17 protein-coding genes and 1 riboswitch are annotated in these 18,522 nt (G+C 44.5%); of the genes, 12 read left to right on the forward strand and 5 right to left on the reverse strand.

The features are described 5' to 3' along the window. Positions 1-26 precede the first annotated feature (26 nt). Both ON01_RS06635 and betA read left to right on the forward strand, forming a co-directional pair. Positions 27-1,058 (forward strand): S66 family peptidase, encoded by a 1,032-nt coding sequence (locus tag ON01_RS06635; RefSeq protein WP_010530234.1) that lies wholly within the window; start codon positions 27-29, stop codon positions 1,056-1,058. 622 nt (positions 1,059-1,680) lie between these two features. Continuing rightward, complete coding sequence (betA, locus tag ON01_RS06640; RefSeq protein ID WP_010530235.1) at positions 1,681-3,366, forward strand: choline dehydrogenase; 1,686 nt, start codon at positions 1,681-1,683, stop codon at positions 3,364-3,366. A 404-nt stretch (positions 3,367-3,770) separates the two neighbouring features. On the opposite strand, the gene ON01_RS06645 is transcribed toward betA, so the two are convergent. Beyond that, on the reverse strand, positions 3,771-5,003 hold the full coding sequence (locus tag ON01_RS06645; protein ID WP_010530236.1) for an MFS transporter: 1,233 nt from the start codon (positions 5,001-5,003) through the stop codon (positions 3,771-3,773). Between the two features lie 253 nt (positions 5,004-5,256). Next, on the reverse strand, positions 5,257-6,240 hold the full coding sequence (gene guaC, locus ON01_RS06650; protein ID WP_010530237.1) for a GMP reductase: 984 nt from the start codon (positions 6,238-6,240) through the stop codon (positions 5,257-5,259). Between the two features lie 176 nt (positions 6,241-6,416). Next, a riboswitch (purine riboswitch) is annotated at positions 6,417-6,518 on the forward strand. 179 nt (positions 6,519-6,697) lie between these two features. Here guaC and ON01_RS06655 point away from each other — a divergent pair. From ON01_RS06655 to ON01_RS19875, 8 genes are all read left to right on the forward strand, one after another. After that, complete coding sequence (locus tag ON01_RS06655) at positions 6,698-7,285, forward strand: xanthine phosphoribosyltransferase (protein ID WP_010530238.1); 588 nt, start codon at positions 6,698-6,700, stop codon at positions 7,283-7,285. After that, positions 7,285-8,577, forward strand: coding sequence for a nucleobase:cation symporter-2 family protein (locus ON01_RS06660; protein WP_029329024.1), 1,293 nt, complete (start codon positions 7,285-7,287; stop codon positions 8,575-8,577). Before ON01_RS06655 ends, ON01_RS06660 begins: the two co-directional genes overlap by 1 nt. Before the next feature lie 231 nt (positions 8,578-8,808). Beyond that, positions 8,809-9,846: an N-acetyl-gamma-glutamyl-phosphate reductase gene (gene argC, locus ON01_RS06665; protein WP_010530240.1), complete on the forward strand. Its 1,038-nt coding sequence runs from the start codon at positions 8,809-8,811 to the stop codon at positions 9,844-9,846. 76 nt (positions 9,847-9,922) lie between these two features. After that, entirely contained in the window at positions 9,923-11,152 is a 1,230-nt protein-coding gene (gene argJ / locus ON01_RS06670; RefSeq protein WP_010530241.1) for a bifunctional glutamate N-acetyltransferase/amino-acid acetyltransferase ArgJ, read from the forward strand. A 12-nt stretch (positions 11,153-11,164) separates the two neighbouring features. Then, a complete protein-coding gene (argB, locus tag ON01_RS06675; RefSeq protein WP_010530242.1) occupies positions 11,165-11,962 on the forward strand; it encodes an acetylglutamate kinase in 798 nt (265 codons plus the stop codon). Then, positions 11,937-13,094 (forward strand): acetylornithine transaminase, encoded by a 1,158-nt coding sequence (locus ON01_RS06680; protein WP_010530243.1) that lies wholly within the window; start codon positions 11,937-11,939, stop codon positions 13,092-13,094. Before argB ends, ON01_RS06680 begins: the two co-directional genes overlap by 26 nt. A 241-nt stretch (positions 13,095-13,335) precedes the next feature. Beyond that, on the forward strand, positions 13,336-13,638 hold the full coding sequence (locus ON01_RS19870) for a catalase (protein ID WP_245544985.1): 303 nt from the start codon (positions 13,336-13,338) through the stop codon (positions 13,636-13,638). Next, positions 13,635-14,300, forward strand: coding sequence for a DJ-1/PfpI family protein (locus ON01_RS19875; RefSeq protein WP_010530246.1), 666 nt, complete (start codon positions 13,635-13,637; stop codon positions 14,298-14,300). Before ON01_RS19870 ends, ON01_RS19875 begins: the two co-directional genes overlap by 4 nt. A 343-nt stretch (positions 14,301-14,643) precedes the next feature. Here ON01_RS19875 and ON01_RS18855 read toward each other — a convergent pair whose 3' ends face one another. Next, positions 14,644-14,766 carry a YjcZ family sporulation protein gene (locus ON01_RS18855; RefSeq protein WP_083838360.1) on the reverse strand — a complete coding sequence of 41 codons (123 nt, stop codon included), beginning with the start codon at positions 14,764-14,766 and terminating at the stop codon, positions 14,644-14,646. A gap of 212 nt (positions 14,767-14,978) precedes the next feature. Between ON01_RS18855 and ON01_RS19190 the strand changes: the two genes are divergently transcribed. Beyond that, complete coding sequence (locus ON01_RS19190) at positions 14,979-15,356, forward strand: hypothetical protein (protein WP_029329025.1); 378 nt, start codon at positions 14,979-14,981, stop codon at positions 15,354-15,356. A gap of 169 nt (positions 15,357-15,525) precedes the next feature. Here ON01_RS19190 and ureC read toward each other — a convergent pair whose 3' ends face one another. Continuing rightward, positions 15,526-17,571: an urease subunit alpha gene (gene ureC, locus ON01_RS06695; RefSeq protein ID WP_010530247.1), complete on the reverse strand. Its 2,046-nt coding sequence runs from the start codon at positions 17,569-17,571 to the stop codon at positions 15,526-15,528. A gap of 32 nt (positions 17,572-17,603) precedes the next feature. After that, positions 17,604-17,957 carry an urease subunit gamma gene (gene ureA / locus ON01_RS06700; RefSeq protein ID WP_010530248.1) on the reverse strand — a complete coding sequence of 118 codons (354 nt, stop codon included), beginning with the start codon at positions 17,955-17,957 and terminating at the stop codon, positions 17,604-17,606. A 185-nt stretch (positions 17,958-18,142) separates the two neighbouring features. Between ureA and ON01_RS06705 the strand changes: the two genes are divergently transcribed. Next, positions 18,143-18,499, forward strand: a complete 357-nt coding sequence (locus ON01_RS06705) for a YmaF family protein (protein ID WP_010530249.1) — start codon at positions 18,143-18,145, stop codon at positions 18,497-18,499. Positions 18,500-18,522 lie beyond the last annotated feature (23 nt).

An 18,522-nucleotide genomic window follows, 5' to 3' on the forward strand; every position in this document is an offset into this window, starting at 1 on the left:
GATATGCATAGAAAGGTGGACGTACATTGCTAAAAAAACCAGAAAAACTGCAGTCAGGAGATAAGATTGCGACCATAAGTCCTTCTTCAGGAGCGGCAGGTGATCCCGATACGCGATGGCGTTACGAGCAAGGTGTAGAGCGATTGAGAAATGAGTTTGGTCTTGAAGTTGTTCCAATGCCTAATAGTTTAAAGGGAGCAGACTATTTATATGAAAATCCGAAAGCACGTGCGGAAGATTTGATGACGGCATTTAAGGATGACCGTATCAAAGGAATTATTGCGAATGTTGGCGGCAAGGATTGTATTCAATTACTTCCTTACATTGATCTTCACGTTATCAGCGAAAATCCGAAAGTGTTCATGGGTTATTCTGATATAACGATTCCCCATTTGCTTATGGTTAAGGCAGGAATTTCTTCTTTTTATGGTCCGAACATTTTAACCGACTTTGCTGAAAATGTTGAGATGAACGCATATACCATTGATATGGTGAAACGTGTCCTTTTTTCGAATGAAACCATTGGAGAGATCAGACCTGCCGACGAATGGGCTGTTGAGGTTTTGGAATGGGATGAAGCGGATAAGCACCAACCTCTCACAATGCTGCCGAATCCTGGATATGAATGTCTGCAAGGTTCGGGTGTTGTGAAAGGAAGATTGATCGGCGGTTGTATGGATGTATTAGAAACCGCGAAAGGCACAAAAATTTGGCCTGAACTTGAATATTGGAAAGATAGCATCCTTTTCCTGGAAGTTGCAGATGGAACACTGGAACCTGAGCGCATAAAATCATGGCTGCGTAACTACGCTGCACAAGGTATTCTGCAAATGACAAATGGCATTATTTTTGGTAAACCGCAAGACGAGAAGTATTATGACGACTATAAAGAAGTCATTCAAGAAGTGATGAAAGAAAATGGCCTGGAAAATTTACCAGTCCTTTTTGACCTGAATTTTGGCCACACAAAGCCTAAAACCGTATTGCCGTACGGTGCAATGGCAGAAATCCATTGTACTCAGGAAACGTTTTCGATATTAGAAAGTGGCGTGGAATGAAAATCAAAAGTGACTGTCACAGTCCGAAATTTAGTGGACAGCCATGCTTATTAAGGCAAGAATCTATAACACCATCGGGTTAAATACAAAGGAAGATCATTCATGCTGATCAAGAACAGTGTGAATGATCTTTTTATTTTGCAGTTAAGAAGTATAAATTCTTTCTTACTGCATAAGTGCAACTAAGGCTTTCGCCATTAATGCTTGGCGCTAAGCCAAGTTTTCTAATGTCAGGCAAATTGCTTATCAAAACGGCGCAATTCACTTTTCCATCTACATAAAAAGTTCGATTGGCCATCCATCCACCCGGTTTACGTTCCAATCACCCAATTGCTTGACGCAAATCTATTAGCTCAGGGTTTACAATTTTAATAGATAATGCTATATTTATTTTGTTAAATACATTAAGAAATTATTTAATAAAATAAATTTCAAGTGGCACAGGTGGAATAACCGAGAAGGTTCATCCATCAGAAATGAGTTAAGAATCATGCGGTCACAATTCGTGAAAGGTCTATTCCGATCACCAAGAAATGACCGCAACGAAGAAGTATTGGATGAATGTTCGCAAGTTATTTTGCACACTAGTATTTCATTTACCATCTTTCAGGAGGTTTTACAAATGAATCAAACATACGACTATGTAATCGTTGGTGGCGGTAGTGCGGGTTCTATACTCGGTAACCGTCTAAGTCAGGATAAATCGAGCAGTGTTCTTGTCCTGGAAGCGGGACGTAGTGATTACCCATGGGACCTATTTATTCAAATGCCAGCAGCATTGATGTTTCCATCAGGCAATCGCTTCTATGACTGGATCTATTCTACGGATTCTGAGCCTTATATGAATGGACGGCAGGTCGCGCATGCCCGGGGGAAAGTCCTAGGAGGATCGAGTTCCATAAACGGCATGATTTACCAGCGTGGCAACCCGATGGACTATGAACGGTGGGGGTCTGATTCCGGTATGGAAACGTGGGACTATGCCCATTGTCTGCCATACTTTAAACGGCTGGAAACAACCTTTGGAGCAGATTCCTCTGACGAGTACCGCGGTCACCATGGTCCAGTTAAATTAAAGCGTGGACCTGCCAAGAATCCTTTATTTCAAGCCTTTTTCGATGCAGCTGTGGAGGCTGGTTACTCGAGAACACCCGATGTGAATGGTTTTCGTCAAGAAGGGTTTGGACCATTCGACAGCCACGTGCATAATGGGAGACGGGTTTCCGCTTCACGTGCCTATTTGCGGCCTGTTATGCGACGCAAAAATCTTACAGTAGAGACACGTGCCTTTGTTACCCATATTAATTTTGATGGTCCCCGTGCTAATGGCGTGACATACCAAAAGAATGGAAAAACCTATCATGTTGAGGCAGGCGAAGTGATCCTGGCCGGTGGGGCATTCAACACACCGCAGCTGCTTCAACTGTCCGGTGTAGGAGACGCTGACCATCTGCGCTCACTTGGCATTGATCCGATCGTTGACTTGCCGGGTGTAGGTGAAAACCTTGAAGATCATCTCGAAGTATATATTCAGCACGCTTGTCCGCAGCCGGTTTCGGAACAACCTAGCTTAAATAAAGCAAAAATGCCTTGGATCGGCTTGCAATGGCTACTTGGACGTACTGGTCCGGCAGCATCGAACCATTTTGAAGGCGGCGGGTTCGTCCGTTCGAATGAAGATGTTGATTATCCGAATCTGATGTTCCATTTCCTGCCGCTTGCGGTTCGATATGATGGGCAAAAAGCGAATACGGAGCATGGATTCCAAGTACACGTTGGGCCGATGTACTCCAACTCCAGAGGAAGCTTGAAAATCCGTTCCCGTAATCCTTTTGAGCATCCAAGTATCGTATTTAACTATCTGTCTACTGAAGAGGATCGGCGTGAGTGGATTGAAGCAATACGCGTTTCACGGGAAATTCTTTCGCAGTCGGCGTTAGCGCCTTACAGTTCGGGCGAAATTTCACCTGGTTCTTCTGTTCAAACAGATGAAGAAATTTTGGAGTGGGTAGCGAATGACGCGGAAACAGCACTCCATCCATCCTGTACGGCAAAAATGGGTCCCGCTTCTGATCCGATGGCTGTCGTAGATCCGCTGACCATGAAGGTCCATGGCTTGGACAACGTACGGGTAGTGGATGCGTCTGCTATGCCGCATACGACGAATGGAAATATCCATGCGCCGGTGTTGATGTTGGCAGAAAAAGCAGCGGATATCATCCGGGGACTAAAACCAATGAAGCCTGAGTATAAGGACTATTATCGTCATGGCGTACATTCGAAAGACGCAGGCACCGTGGTGAAGTAAGATAATATAGCTCTGCTTCACAAAGGAACAGAAATTAGGGTGAGGCAATTACACTGTCATGACTGTCTATCAAAACTTAAAAATGGAAAAAATACTACAAAAATGGTTCCGATCTTCAAAAACTGATGCTCGGAACCAGTTTTGATTTTGAAGGGACTTTGGCCGATACATTGCTAGTTTGTTAGTTGCGTTTCAAAATGTTTTTAGCCAAATGACTGAAATCAAGAAAGCCTCGCGCGAAATTCAGGGAGTGCCGCACGATCTTGTACCACCCTCGCGCGAAATCCGAAGAGCCTCGCGCGAAATCCCAAGAACCTCGCGCGATTTCGTGTCACCCCCGCGCGAATTTCATAACGCAACTCGTTCACGCGGCCGAACAACACAATCACCGCTTCATTCAGTGTTCAGTGTTGATACCATTCCCGCACTTTTTCATCCTTTGGCAGTAAAAAGGTGAGTAAGCCGAGCAGGGGTAACAGGGATGCCATGATCATCGTTGTTGTCAGGCCAAATAAATCAATAAATGAACCTAAAGCGACAGCACCGATCGCTCCCATGCCGAATGCCAGCCCGATGATCAAGCCGGACATTGTACCGATTTTACTGGGTACGAGTTCTTGCGCATACACGACCGTTACGGAAAAACTGCTCATTAAGATAATGCCAATGACAGCCAGGAGTCCCATTGCTATTGCCGGACCAACATATGGCAAGAGGATCGTCAACGGGCTTGCCGCAACGAGCGAAAATAGGATAATATTTCTTCTGCCAAATCGGTCTGCTAAAGGCCCGCCAATAAACGTGCCAATGGCTCCTGCAGCGAGGAATATAAACAGATAGACTTGTGATTTTGCAATCGATACCTGGTATGTTTCAATCGCATAAAAAGCGTAAAAGTTGGAAATAGCTTTCGTATACCAGGATCTGGCAAATACAAGGAAAACAAGTATAAAGATCGCGCTTTTAATCCCTTTGGAAACGGACTTACTTGGTTTTGCAGCTGTGGTATGCTTTCGTTTCTCCTTATTATATGCCATTTGGCTTTTATACCATTTCGCAATATATGTCAGCAAAACAACCGCAAGGCCCGCGATCAATATGAACCAAAGTGCCCCTATTTGTCCGAGCGGCACAAGGATTAGTGCCATGATGACGGGAGCCAGCGCCTGCCCGGAATTCCCGCCAACCTGAAAAATCGATTGAGCCAGACCGCGTTTATTGCCTGCTGCTAAGTAAACAACCCGGGACCCTTCTGGATGGAAAATAGCAGAACCCAAGCCGATAAATACAACACTGATGATGAGCAGCCAAAAATCCGGAGCCAGGGCTAAACCGACCATCCCAACCATGCTGCTCCCGAGGCCGATTGGAAGCGCATAGGGAACCGGATGCTTATCGGTGAATGTCCCGACGACAGGCTGCATGACTGATGCAACCATATTTATCGTAAACGTAATCAGGCCAAGCTGTGTAAAGGTCAGCCCCATGGATTTTTCTATAATGGGAAACATCGCAGGAACGACAGCCTGAAGCGAATCATTCAGCAAATGACAGGTTGCAATGATAAACAGTATACGGTATACGGTTGTATTGTCACTGCTTGGCGTGACGGCTTTCTTAGGTATTGCCTTTTCCATATACAATCCCTCTTTTATCGATATATTCCATTACGATTGAGTATAACTGAATTTTGGCGGATAAACCATTAATCAAAACAGTCTAAATGAAAAAATACCTCGCAGCTTATATCGTTTTACTGATAAACCGCGAGATAATAGGAATTTATTTTATCGTCAGATTGTAATAACTCTGGGGAAAAAGCTGTGAACTTCAGGAAATTCCCTGTGAACTTCGGGGAATGCTCCATGAAAAGGCAATAACAAAAAACATCTAGTAAACCTTATCCCCGTTTAAAATCGAATTCTTGACGACGACATAGTCGACATAACGGATCGCATGCAGTTCTTTTCCGCCAGCATAGGAAATGGCAGATTGCAGATCCTGTTTCATTTCAGCCAGTGTGTCGTTCAGTGATCCTTTGTGCTCGACGTACATTTTCTTGCCTTCAACGTTTTTCTTTTCACCTTTTTGGAATTCTGAGGCGGAACCAAAATATTCTTTATAACGCTTGCCATTTTCTTCAATCGTTTTCCCTGGTGATTCTTCATGACCTGCAAACAGGGACCCAATCATGACCATTGATGCACCGAAGCGGATTGATTTGGCGATGTCACCATGCGTGCGTATGCCCCCGTCAGCGATGATCGGCTTGCTTGCTGCTTTGGCACACCATTTAAGTGCAGCCAGCTGCCAGCCGCCGGTTCCAAATCCTGTTTTCAATTTGGTGATACAAACTTTTCCAGGTCCGATCCCTACTTTTGTTGCATCTGCGCCGGCATGTTCCAGTTCTCTGACTGCCTCGGGTGTACCGACGTTTCCGGCGATGATGAAACTTTCTGGCAGGTATTTTTTAATATGGCGAATCATATTAATCACGGCTTCAGAATGACCATGGGCAATATCAATCGTAATATATTCCGGTGTCAGTTTTCTATTTGCCAATTGCTGGATAAATTCATACTCATTTTCTTTTACGCCAACACTGATAGAAGCGATCAGCCCGTTTTCCTGCATGTCACGGATAAAATCGATTCGTGTTTCCGGTTCAAAACGGTGCATAACATAGAAGTAATTATTCTCAGCCAGGTGGCGTGCGATTCTTTCGTCAATAATCGTCTGCATGTTGGCAGGTACTACAGGCAAATTAAACGTATGTCCGCCAAAGGTAATGGTTGTGTCGCACTCAGATCGGCTGTTGACAACACATTTGGCAGGTATTAATTGAATATCTTCATAATCAAATACATTTTCCATCGTTACACCCCTAAACACGAATGTTAATATCGTTTGTATTTAAATTGTTCGTATATTTTCAATGTACATGACTTTTATCAATCTGTCAATCCGTTCCATAGAGGTGTTCGCGAACAAGCGGAGTATTCTGAATTCAATTACAGGGTTGTTTTTTGTGTGTGACGTGCTATAATAGACAGCAATTCAATAGCTTATTTCATATAATCGCGGGAATATGGCCTGCAAGTTTCTACCGGTTCACCATAAATGAACCGACTATGAAAGGAAGCACAACAAAAGGATGCCATCATTGACTTGAGACTTGTCTGGTGAAATCTTTTAGTTGAATGTTCGGATTTAGGCGTATAGCATGTGCTGATCTATATGTCATTATCAATAACCCGAAAAGCATTGCTTTCCTCATAGTTTGAGTGGGAGCTTGCTTTTCGGGTTTTTTATTCCTGGAAAGGAGATCGGAATGGAATCACTCAAACAGAAAATTTTAACAGAAGGAAAGGTTTTGTCCGATTCGGTCATAAAAGTGGATGCATTTCTGAATCATCAGGTTGACCCTGGCTTCATGCAACTTGTTGGAGATGAATTTGCGTCAAAATTTGCACTTACAGGCGTTAATAAAATTATCACGCTCGAGTCTTCAGGCATCACCCCGGCTGTGATGACGGGGCTGGGCCTGGGGGTTCCGGTCGTTTTTGCCCGGAAACGAAAATCGCTCACGTTAAATCATCATCTTTATTCCGCTGAGGTTTATTCGTACACCAAAAAAGAATCAAATGAAATTTCTGTTTCCAAAGATTATATCGACAGTGATGATGTTGTGCTGATTATTGATGATATTTTGGCGAATGGCCAGGCCGCATTGGGGATGATTGACCTTGTCGAACAGACCGGTGCAGCGCTGGAAGGTATTGGTATTGTGATTGAAAAAGGGTTCCAGGAAGGTGGCGAGTTATTGCGCAGACGCGGGATTCGCGTTGAGTCATTGGCAACGATTGCGTCACTTAAGAATGGTCAGGTCACATTTCAAAACGGGGAGGAAACAATATGATGAAAACAGCTGCTTTGAGCCTTCAGCATTTACTGGCGATGTATGCTGGAGCAATTCTGGTACCGCTGATTGTGGGAGAGGCACTGGGGTTAACCTCTGAACAGCTAACGTATCTCGTCGCCATTGATATCCTGATGTGCGGGGTAGCAACGATCCTGCAAGTACTGCGCAACCGGTATTTTGGTATTGGTCTTCCGGTTGTCCTCGGCTGTACGTTCACGGCTGTCGGGCCGATGATTGCGATTGGCGGTCAGTTCGGTATAACAGCCATATATGGTTCGATCATCGTATCTGGTTTGTTCGTTCTGGTTGTCAGCCGCTTCTTTGGCAAATTGGTCCGGTTTTTCCCGCCGATTGTTACAGGAACGGTTGTAACGATTATCGGTATCACATTGATTCCTGTTGCCATCAATAATATGGGCGGTGGAGAAGGCGCTCCGGATTTCGGGTCGGCAGCGAACCTGTCACTTGCATTTGGAACACTGCTGTTCATTATTTTGCTGTACCGGTTTACAAAAGGCTTTATTCGCTCCATTTCGATCCTGATCGGTCTTGCTGCGGGTACGATTGCGGCAGCCCTTATGGGAAAAGTAGATTTTTCCGCAGTCGGGGAAGCATCTTTCTTTCACATGGTTCATCCATTGTATTTTGGAATGCCAACGTTTGAATGGTCTGCAATTATCACCATGATTTTGGTAGCAATGGTTTCATTGGTTGAATCAACGGGGGTTTATTTCGCGCTTAGTGATATGACCGACAAGGATTTGAAGGAAGAGGACCTTTCCAACGGCTATCGTGCAGAAGGTCTGGCAGTATTGCTCGGCGGACTGTTCAATGCTTTTCCATATACTGCATTTTCACAAAATGTTGGACTGATGCAGCTGACTGGTGTTAAATCAGTCAGGATCATCTTCATAACCGGGCTGATGCTCGTGACACTCGGATTTATCCCTAAAATTGCAGCCGTGACAACAATTATTCCAACCGCCGTCCTGGGCGGTGCCATGGTAGCCATGTTCGGTATGGTTATTTCGCAGGGGATTAAAATGTTGAGCGGTGTCATCTCGGAATCGCCCGGGAATTCAATGATTGTTGCTTGTTCGGTTGGAATGGGCATGGGCGTTACTGCTGTTCCTGAACTGTTTGCTCAATTCCCATCAGGCGTTCAGATTTTAACGAGCAACGGCATCGTGGCAGGGAGTGTAACGGCAATCGTCTTGAATATCGTGTTTAATATGACCCCGGTAAAAACGAAAAAACAAGCGCATGTTGTACGTCAGGAAAGTGCGTGAGTTTGTTACGGGGTTGCGATCGGAGAAATTAATGAATTCAGGTTAAAAAGGTGTCTTATAGGGCGCCTTTTTTTATTTATTTATGATAACCAAGCTTATTACACGAATTTTAAAGTAGACCGGTCATAGCTGCTAATCTTTTTATAAAATTTATAATTATACACTTGACATTATATTTATACATTTTATAATAGGTAGAAATAAATGAATTTCAGGAGGAGAACGTGTCATATGAAAGCAGCGATTGTTGGTGCAACCGGATATGGGGGAGCAGAACTGATTCGCATTTTGCAGCAGCATCCAGACGTCACTCTGCAGTCATATCATTCATCAAGCCACCAGGGGGAATCGATGGCGGAAAAATACCCGCATTTCAAGGCTGTGTCCGAAATGGATCTGGAAGGCATTGATCCAGAGTACATCGCACAGGATGCTGACGTGGTATTTGTGGCGACGCCGTCTGGTGTGTCAGCGGAACTGGTGCCTGAGTTCATCAAAGCGGGTGCTCGTGTCATTGATTTATCGGGTGACTTTCGCCTGAAAGATACGCTGCAATATGAGAAGTGGTATAAGAAGAAAGCGCCTGATGAAACGATCCTTGAAAATGCTGTTTACGGGCTGACCGAATGGCTGGATACAGAAGCCACAGAAACGCAGCTGATGACCAATCCGGGCTGTTATCCGACGGCAGCACTGTTGGGGCTGGCGCCACTGGTGAAAAATCAGCTTATTCATCCGAATTCGATTATCATTGACGCCAAGACCGGGGTCAGCGGCGCGGGGAAAAACCCCACAGCCGTCACGCATTTTACGGAGATGAACGATAATCTTAAAGTATACAAAGTCCTGGAACATCAGCATACACCGGAGATTGAACAGGTGCTTGCCGGATGGAATCCAAATACAGGACCGGTAACATTCGGCACTCATCTCGTCCCAATGACACGTGGGATTATGACGACGATTTACGCAGATGCAGCAGAGGATATGACGGCAGCGAAACTATCAGACTTATACAAAGAAACATACAAGGACAGCTATTTTGTCAGAATCAGAGAACAGGGTACATATCCAAGTACAAAAGAAGTATACGGCTCAAATTTTTGTGATGTGTCAGTGGCATATGATGAGCGGACCAATCGGATTATGATTGTTTCAGTGATTGATAATCTTGTAAAAGGTGCTTCAGGGCAGGCTGTGCAAAATATGAACCGCATGTTCGGAATCGATGAAAAAGCAGGTCTGGCATTTGCACCTGTCTATCCATAGGGTGAATGTTAGTTGAACCGAATCGGGCGGCTTTGTCCATTAATTTGAGATAAAATCCATGAAAGGGGGAGAAACAATGGTGCTGACAAAAGAAAGCAGCATTAAAAAAATGGAAAAGGGGACGATTGTGACACCGGCGGGTTTTCAGGCATCAGGTATGCATACGGGAGTGAAACGGAAACGAAATGATCTTGGGATGATTTATTGTGACGTCCCCGCAAGTGCTGCTGCGCTGTATACACAGAACATCATTCAGGCAGCACCATTGAAGGTGACAAAGGAAAGCATTGCTGAAGGGGGAAAGCTTCAGGCTGTGATTGTCAATAGCGGCAACGCCAATGCCTGTACCGGGAAACAGGGCGAAACGGATGCTTATACGATGCGCCGGGCTGCTGCTGAACAACTGTCATTGCCGGAGCATACAGTTGCCGTTTCCTCAACCGGCATAATCGGACTTGATATGCCGATGGATCATATTATTCCGAATATCGAAAACCTTCATTTGGCAACGGATGATAAGGCTGCAGCAGCGTTTGGCGAATCGATTTTGACAACCGATACCGGGAGCAAATCTGCGTGTCACCAGGCAGTTATTGACGGGCAGACAGTAACAATGGCTGGTTCGGCAAAAGGCTCCGGTATGATTGAGCCAAATATGGGAACGATGCTGGCGTTTGTGACAACGGACGCAGCCATAGAGCCCGATATGCTTCATCTGGCGCTGAAAGAGGCGACAGATAAGACATTTAATTGTATAACGGTGGATGGCGATACATCGACAAATGATATGGTGCTGACAATGGCCAGCGGAAAAGCAGAGAATGACAGTCTGACGCCGGAGCACAGTGATTGGGAGACATTTACCGGATTATTGCAGCAAACCTGTGAGGATCTAGCGAAGATGATCGCCCGTGATGGTGAGGGTGCCACAAAGTTAATCGAAGTTGGGGTCGACGGGGCACATGATGACGATGAGGCAGTTAAAGCAGCCAAAACAATCGTCGGCTCATCTCTTGTCAAAACAGCTGTTTACGGAGCAGATCCCAACTGGGGAAGAATCATTGCCGCTGTTGGACGAAGTGGCGTAAAAGCAGATGCTGATACGATTGATGTCTCCCTGGGGTCAATTCCACTGTTGCAAAACAGTCAGCCGCTTCCATTTTCCGAAATAGAAGCCTCTGATTATTTGATGAATGAAGATATTTCCATTTCGGTTAACTTGAACGTCGGCGGCGGCTGCGGCAAAGCCTGGGGATGTGATTTGACATATGATTATGTGCGTATCAATACCAGTTACCGGACATAAGGAGGGGTGATCATGAGTGAAATTGCTGTCATCAAATGCGGCGGCAGTATTATTGACAGCCTGTCAGACGGCTTTTTCGAAAACATCCGGCAGCTGCAGCGAAACGGGGTTAAACCGATTATCGTCCATGGCGGTGGCCCGGCGATTAAAGACATGCTGGAGAAGCTCGGGGTAGCGTTTTCATTCATCGATGGGCTCAGAACCACCTCTGCTGCAGCAATGGATATAGTGGAAATGGTGTTATCGGGGCATGTTAACAATGCCATAACGCGACATATGAATGCAGCGGGTATTCAGGCAGCAGGTTTTTCCGGATCTGACGCCAACTTGATCACCTGTGTCCCGAAAGATTTTCAGACCTATGGCTATGTCGGCGACGTTGTGGATGTGAATAACGTGTTTTTGCAAAGTCAGCTTGAACAACATATTGTACCAGTCGTAGCACCAATTGCCGTTGGGGAAGATGGTGACAGTTATAACGTGAACGCTGATACGGCTGCGGGAAACATAGCGGAATCAATGAATGCGGAAAAGCTTATATTTGTGACCGATGTGCCGGGCATTATGCAAGACGGGGAACTGGTTCGCTCAGCTACAAGGGTGCAAATTGAAGGACTCATTGACAAGGGGATTATCCATGGAGGGATGATTCCTAAAGTGAAAGCGGCCCTTGCCTGTTTAAATGATGATTTACAAAACGTTATGATTGCTGATGCGAACCAGGCAATCAGTGATGCCGGGTTCACCGGTACGATGATTAAACGATCAGAGGAGGCCGTATCGTATGACAGCACTATTTCCAACCTATAAACGCTTTAATTTGTCAGTAGAGCGAGCGTCCGGAACCACCGTGGAAGACACAGACGGTAAATCGTATCTGGACTTTGGGGCAGGCATTGGCGTCTGCAGCCTCGGACACCGGCATCCGTCGGTTCAGGAAGCTCTGCAAACCCAGCTTAACGCCTATTGGCATGTATCAAATCTATACCATAATCCAGTCCAGGAAAACGTGGCGAACTTGCTTACCCAATACAGTTCAGGTGACCAGGTGTTTTTCTGCAATAGCGGAACGGAAGCGAATGAAGCAGCTATTAAGTTAGCCCGGAAAGCGACCGGAAAACATAAAATGATTACATTTAACCAGTCTTTCCACGGGCGGACGCTTGGAGCCATGGCAGCAACCGGACAAGAAAAAATCCATAACGGGTTTGGCCCGATGCTGGAGACATTTCAGTATGTGCCCTTTAATGACAATGAGACCCTCAAACAGGTTATTGACGGCGAAACGGCTGCCGTTATGCTGGAAGTGGTTCAGGGAGAAGGCGGCATCAACCCGGCTGATACTGATTTTGTCCAGGAACTGGAGCGTGTATGTCAGGAAAATGATGTCCTGTTGATTGTTGATGAGGTCCAAACAGGCATTGGACGGACAGGAAAGCCATTTGCGTATCAGCATTACGGAATTTCCCCGGATATCATCACGTCAGCAAAAGGGCTGGCCGACGGTGTCCCTGTTGGCGCTATGATTGCCAAAGACAAACTTCGTGATGCATTCGGACCGGGGAGTCACGCGGCGACATTCGGCGGAAACCCGCTTGCGATGGCAGCAGCAGAAGCCGTTCTGAAACATGTTTTTCAGGATGGTTTTTTGCAGGAAGTAACGGACAAAAGCAATTATTTGATGGACTGCCTGAACGAGTTGATCAAGCCATTACCAGTTGTTTCATCAATCCGCGGCAAAGGGCTGATGATTGGCATCGAATGCTCACAGAATGTATCACATCTGGTTGAAGCACTGATTGAAAAAGGACTGCTTGTTTTAAGTGCGGGTCCAAACGTTCTCCGGCTGCTGCCCCCTCTGATAGTGAGCAAGGAGGAAATCGATCAGGCTGTGGACTTGTTAAGTGAAGTTCTGAGCGATGAAAAGGTATCCGCTCATTGACTTGAACCGATCGATCCAGTAATGGGGTCAGAGAACTTTTCCTATTATTCACAAGAAAAACCTGGTGCATTTGTCCATATTGGCATGCAGGGAGATGTAAGCAAATACCCGCATCATTATCCGAAGTTTGATATGGATGAGAACGTCTTCCTGTAACCCTTTTGAGCAAGTATTATTTAGTTATAGGAATCAGTTCGGACTAAAATTGGTTTGGAAGTGTTCCAATGTCCTTCAAGGAAGGTTGGCTGCGTATCTACCTGCACACTACCATCGGCTTGGTCCGAATTATCAGGAATTACCGATCAATAGACCGATATGTTCGTTTCATAGTAATCAGCGAAGAGGAAGCAATGCCATTTCAATCGATGTTGATCGAGTATGGTATCATGAAAACTCGATGGCCAATAATACGCCTTACACGACGCCTCCAGAAGAAGGGGGATATGAACATTACCAAAGAAAGTTGATGGACACACAATCCGGGCGCGAAGTGAATCATTCAAAGATTACTTTTCGCAACCAAGGATATTCTGGAATAGCATGACAGCAGTTGAAAAGCAGCACTTGATTGATGCACTCAGCTATCAGATCGGACGGGTGGAACGTAAATTTGTTCGTGAGCAAGCTGTTAATCTGCTTGTCAATGTCGATAGAGAGATGGCATGTATTGTAGCTTACAATGTTGGTGTAGATTACCCAAGTGGGACGAATGTTCCCGTGTCAACAAGTTATCCTTCCCTCAGCATATTCAATACACGATATTACGCCTATACGCAAAAAGTAGGGGTACTGATTGGCGATGGGTTTAATAGCCAAGAAGTCATAAATGTGCTAAACCTGCTGAAACAACATGGCGTTTTTGTGGACATTGTAAGTGAAACGCTTGGTACAGTAACTGGTGCAGATGGTACAAAACTCGAAGTTGATAAAACATTTCTTACATCCAGTCCATATCTGCTTGACTCTCTTTTTATCCTTGGAGGAAGTGCTAACAACGAGGCGAAATACTACCAGGATATCATGTATTACACAAAAGTCGCATACAAAGATTATAAACCGATTGGAGTTACGACAAGTGCACAGTCCTATATTCCAACATCCAAGGAAAACAATTTGGCTGGCGTCGTTTTCGGTGCTAACAATCCAAATTTTGGAAATGAATTTGTCGAAGCAGTTGCTATACAACGTTTTTGGAGTAGAACATAATATTGATCTCCCGTATGGATGACCTTTATGGTGGTTTAAGATCTGCAGGGTCACTGCTTCTTTTACTGTACAAATAGGATCATAGATAAAACACCTTTCCAGAATGGATGGTTCCTCCCGTAGCTTGCCTTCAAACATTCCCGTTAAAACGAAACGCTTCATTTTCTGGGTTTAGTTTCTCTGAAACGATAAAAATTATGTTCATGTAAATTTACGGCAAATGAGAAGATCTCACTGCTGCGGTCTATTCGGTAATGCAAAAGGCTTATGGATTTGTTCCATAAGCCTTTTGCAAGTGTATTTAAATAGAAAAGAGGGCTTGCGGCTAAATGGCTTCTTAAACCTAGTAGCCGCCGAATCCCCCTCCAAAGCCTCCACCAACATAGGCAGTACCAACGATGATGAGAAGAATGAACAATACGACAATTAGGGCGAATCCACCGCCCTCTGCATATTCTGCACCCATTAAAAAGCACCTCCCTAGCGTGGGTAGTTTCATACTATGCTCGAAATAAACAGATAGTGTGGATAGCAATCTAACACCATTAAATATCATAGAATAAGAGTAAGCTTTTTAAAAAGTAGCTAGGTGTTCGCCCTTTTTCCTAGACATATACACATGTACCCTACATATGAATACCCTGTTAAGGAATATTTGCTTAGGAAAGGGATGAATTTATGCATAATTATGTATACGGAAATCCACAGGGGCACATAGCTAATGATCTGAAAAATAAGGAGAACATGTATCAACACGTCAAAAAATATATGAATCAAAAGGTGCATATACAAACCTTTACCGGTGATTTTTTCAATGTTTATGTTGACCACGTGGATGCAGAAAATGTCTATCTTACTTTGGCTAGCCAACAGATGGAGACGTCTTCAAGGCAATTTGGATATCCAGATTATGGCTACGGAGGATATGGTTCAGGTTACGGATTTGGAGGATATGGCCCATATGGCCCGGGTTATGGCTACGGTGGATTTGGCGGTATTGGAAGCCTCATTCTTCCTCTGACTGCCATTGCCGGCATATCAGCAGCAGGGTTTTAGTGACTTTTTGGTATTCATAGTATCTGTACCCGTCACCAACATACAATCAGGCGCAAGAATGGAATAACCCTTGCGCCCATTTTTTGATATAAAAGGGCATTTAACGGAATTAATCCTTGTGAAAAATAATGACTGATGTTGAGCTCGTTCCTTAGTGTTGATGTTGTTGCTAAAACATGAAGTATTTCTGACTCATTGGGACATTTTCTTCAGGTGGTTTCTCCACCAATTCACCATTAACATAAACCTGATATGTGGCAGGATCAATGGTGATAACAGGGTTATTATTATTTAATATCATGTCTTTTTTTCCAATAGTACGTGTATTGCGTACGGCATAAATTTTCTTCTTTAGTCCCAATTTTTCGGGAACACCGCTTTCAATGGCAGCTTTGGACATAAATGTAAACGCAACATTTTCAGGTACTTTTCCGCAGGCACCCCATGATTGGCGGTACATGACTGGTTGATCGGCTGAAGTTGCCCCGTTTGCCTCACCTATCGGGGCATGAACAATAAATCCGCCTTTGATAATTTGTTCCGGTTTAACCCCGAAAAATTCAGGTTTCCAAATGACTAGGTCAGCCATTTTGCCTGTTTCAATCGACCCGACCATTTCAGAAATTCCGTGGGTTATTGCCGGGTTTATCGTATATTTGCTAATATACCGCTTTGCACGGAAGTTGTCATTGTTTCCTTTTTCCTCCTGCAAAGGACCCCGCCATTTTTTCATGACATGTGCCGTTTGCCAGGTTCTGAGGATTGTTTCTGCCAAATGCCCCATTGCCATGGAATCAGAACTCATCATGCTTATGATGCCCATGTCTTGCAAAAATCCCTCTGCGGCCATCGTTTCAGGGCGGATTCTTTTCTTTGCCATGGCAACACCCACCGGATCACTGCGCAGTACCCCATGAACCTGGAACAGCATTTGAATGTTAGCATCTGCTGAGTTAATCGTAAATGGACGTGTTGGTGTCGTAGAAGATGGTAATATCGAGCCTGCTCTTGCCATTTTCATCATGTCCGGTTCGTGTCCGCCACCGGTACCTTCCACGTGATAGGTATGAATGGTTCTGCCATTAATCGCTCTAATGGAGGTTGATTCAACCGTGCCGGACTCATTACTGGAATCCGCGTGCAGACAAACCTGAACATCGTATCGATCTGCAATATCCAGGCAGGCGTCAATAACCGCTGGTGTCGCTCCCCAATCCTCATGAACTTTAAAACCGGCTGCACCTTCCATAACTTGTTCTTCTAGTGGTTCTGGAAATGATGCATTACCTCTTGCCCAGAAACCAAAATTTATCGGAAATTCTTCAGCCGCTTCAAGCATCCGGTGAATATTCCATGCGCCAGGAGTAATATTCGTACCCTTGGTTCCGGTTGAAGGCCCGGTTCCCCCGCCAAGCAGAGTGGTAACACCCGATTGAAGTGCTGTCGTTACAACTTCGGGATAAATGTCATGAACGTGCGGATCTATCCCGCCTGCTGTAACAATCTTTCCATTAGCATCAATGACATCAGTTGATGCCCCCACAATTAAACGTGGGTCAACGCCATTCATATAATCGGGATTCCCTGATTTACCTATCTCCTGAATTTTTCCGTCTTTGATCCCAATATCCGCTTTTACAATCCCCCAATAATCAAAAACAATCGCATTTGTAATAACCAAATCAAGTGTTTCTTCCCTCGCCGCACGTGCAGACATCCCCATTCCACTGCGGATTGTTTTTAACCATCCGTACACCATTTCATCCCCATAAACAAGCAGATCTCTTTCCACCTCAATGAAAAGGTCCGTATCAGCTAAACGAATTTTATCCCCTTCCGTTGGACCGTACCGTTTAACATATTTTTTTCTTGATATGTAATGATTACTGGTTTGATTGGTCATGACATTTTCGACCGGTCCATTTACGTATCCTCTAAAACCATAAACCAGTTTTTTTCCGCCAATTTCAACCAGTTCAACTGTTTTTTCCACACCTGGTTCGAATTGGATGAATACACCTGCTGGAACGTTGAGATGCATTCCTTTAGATCGTTCCCTGTCAAAATAGAGGTCCGGATTGACTTCATAGAAATGGTAATGAGAACCAACAAACATTGGTCTGTCACCAAGGTTAATAACATTAATTTTTCTCGTATTTCTTCCCCTGTTAATTAAAATCTGATGATTATCCAGAATAATTTCTCCCGGCTTCATGTTATCCCTCCTTGCTGTATTTTCGTATCCGGTTAATCGCCAATTGGATCATAATACTCTCCTAAATCAGGTTTTTTCGGTGGTTCTGTTGGATTATAAATAACAATTAATTTCGTTCCATCCGGGAAGGTAGCATGTGCATTAATCCTGCTTATCATGGTTGGAACCCCTTCCATCAAATCTTCCTCTGTTAAAATCGTTTTACCGTATACCTGTAAATCGGAAACTGTCATTGTCCCCGTTCTCGCTTTCTCCATAACTTCAAACGTAATCAGTGCCACAGCCTCGGGATAACTTAGCTTAAATCCCTTAGCCAGCCTTTCCTTAGCAAGCCACGCTGCAACCACGATGAGCAATTGCTCCTGCTCCCGCTGGGTTAAATGCATTTATCCTCCTCCTAACGGTATAGGCTATGTTAATATTATGCCAATTTCCTTCTATCAAAATATGATTTTTGTGTTATCAATATTCTTGAACCAAGTGGAATACTTTTCTCGAAACCTTCTCTGGGTCATATAACCAGATGCTTGCATAGTATGGATGAAGCAGTTATTAGAAAGGATGGAAATTAATGAGGTATCCTGTACAAGGTTATATGACGCAGCCAATTCATCTGCATTCACAGTATGATAATGACTGGAATCACCAGACACATGTACATCCATTTATCGGGGTTACCGATACTGTGGAAGGTCATCAGCATAAATATGTAGGTCTAACCGAACCGGCACCATCTGGCATACAACATTTTCATGACTATCTAACCTGGACTTTCTTTGTTGATGGTCATCGGCACGTGCTTTACGGGAAAACCGGTCCGGCAATCCCGGTGGAAGGTGGTCACATTCATCATTTTGAAGGTTACACAATCGGCTATACGTACCATCAGCATTGGTATAATGGCAGCACGCAAATTGTTGCGGTTTAGCTTTTGTTTTTATATTTGATCAT

The sequence above is a fragment of the Lentibacillus jeotgali genome (assembly GCF_000224785.1).
GTDB classification, from domain to species: domain Bacteria; phylum Bacillota; class Bacilli; order Bacillales; family Amphibacillaceae; genus Lentibacillus; species Lentibacillus jeotgali.

Bases quoted from the DNA above. Each gene is read 5' to 3' on its own strand.
- ureC (WP_010530247.1), bottom strand. From the start codon at position 17,571: ATGAAGCCGGGAGAAATTATTCTGGATAATCATCAGATTTTAATTAAC.
- betA (WP_010530235.1), top strand. From the start codon at position 1,681: ATGAATCAAACATACGACTATGTAATCGTTGGTGGCGGTAGTGCGGGT.
- ON01_RS06660 (WP_029329024.1), top strand. From the start codon at position 7,285: ATGAAAACAGCTGCTTTGAGCCTTCAGCATTTACTGGCGATGTATGCT.
- ON01_RS06645 (WP_010530236.1), bottom strand. From the start codon at position 5,003: ATGGAAAAGGCAATACCTAAGAAAGCCGTCACGCCAAGCAGTGACAAT.
- ON01_RS06680 (WP_010530243.1), top strand. From the start codon at position 11,937: ATGACAGCACTATTTCCAACCTATAAACGCTTTAATTTGTCAGTAGAG.
- argJ (WP_010530241.1), top strand. From the start codon at position 9,923: ATGGTGCTGACAAAAGAAAGCAGCATTAAAAAAATGGAAAAGGGGACG.
- ureA (WP_010530248.1), bottom strand. From the start codon at position 17,957: ATGCATTTAACCCAGCGGGAGCAGGAGCAATTGCTCATCGTGGTTGCA.
- argC (WP_010530240.1), top strand. From the start codon at position 8,809: ATGAAAGCAGCGATTGTTGGTGCAACCGGATATGGGGGAGCAGAACTG.
- ON01_RS18855 (WP_083838360.1), bottom strand. From the start codon at position 14,766: ATGGGTGCAGAATATGCAGAGGGCGGTGGATTCGCCCTAATTGTCGTA.
- argB (WP_010530242.1), top strand. From the start codon at position 11,165: ATGAGTGAAATTGCTGTCATCAAATGCGGCGGCAGTATTATTGACAGC.
- ON01_RS19190 (WP_029329025.1), top strand. From the start codon at position 14,979: ATGCATAATTATGTATACGGAAATCCACAGGGGCACATAGCTAATGAT.
- ON01_RS19875 (WP_010530246.1), top strand. From the start codon at position 13,635: ATGACAGCAGTTGAAAAGCAGCACTTGATTGATGCACTCAGCTATCAG.
- ON01_RS06705 (WP_010530249.1), top strand. From the start codon at position 18,143: ATGAGGTATCCTGTACAAGGTTATATGACGCAGCCAATTCATCTGCAT.
- ON01_RS06655 (WP_010530238.1), top strand. From the start codon at position 6,698: ATGGAATCACTCAAACAGAAAATTTTAACAGAAGGAAAGGTTTTGTCC.
- guaC (WP_010530237.1), bottom strand. From the start codon at position 6,240: ATGGAAAATGTATTTGATTATGAAGATATTCAATTAATACCTGCCAAA.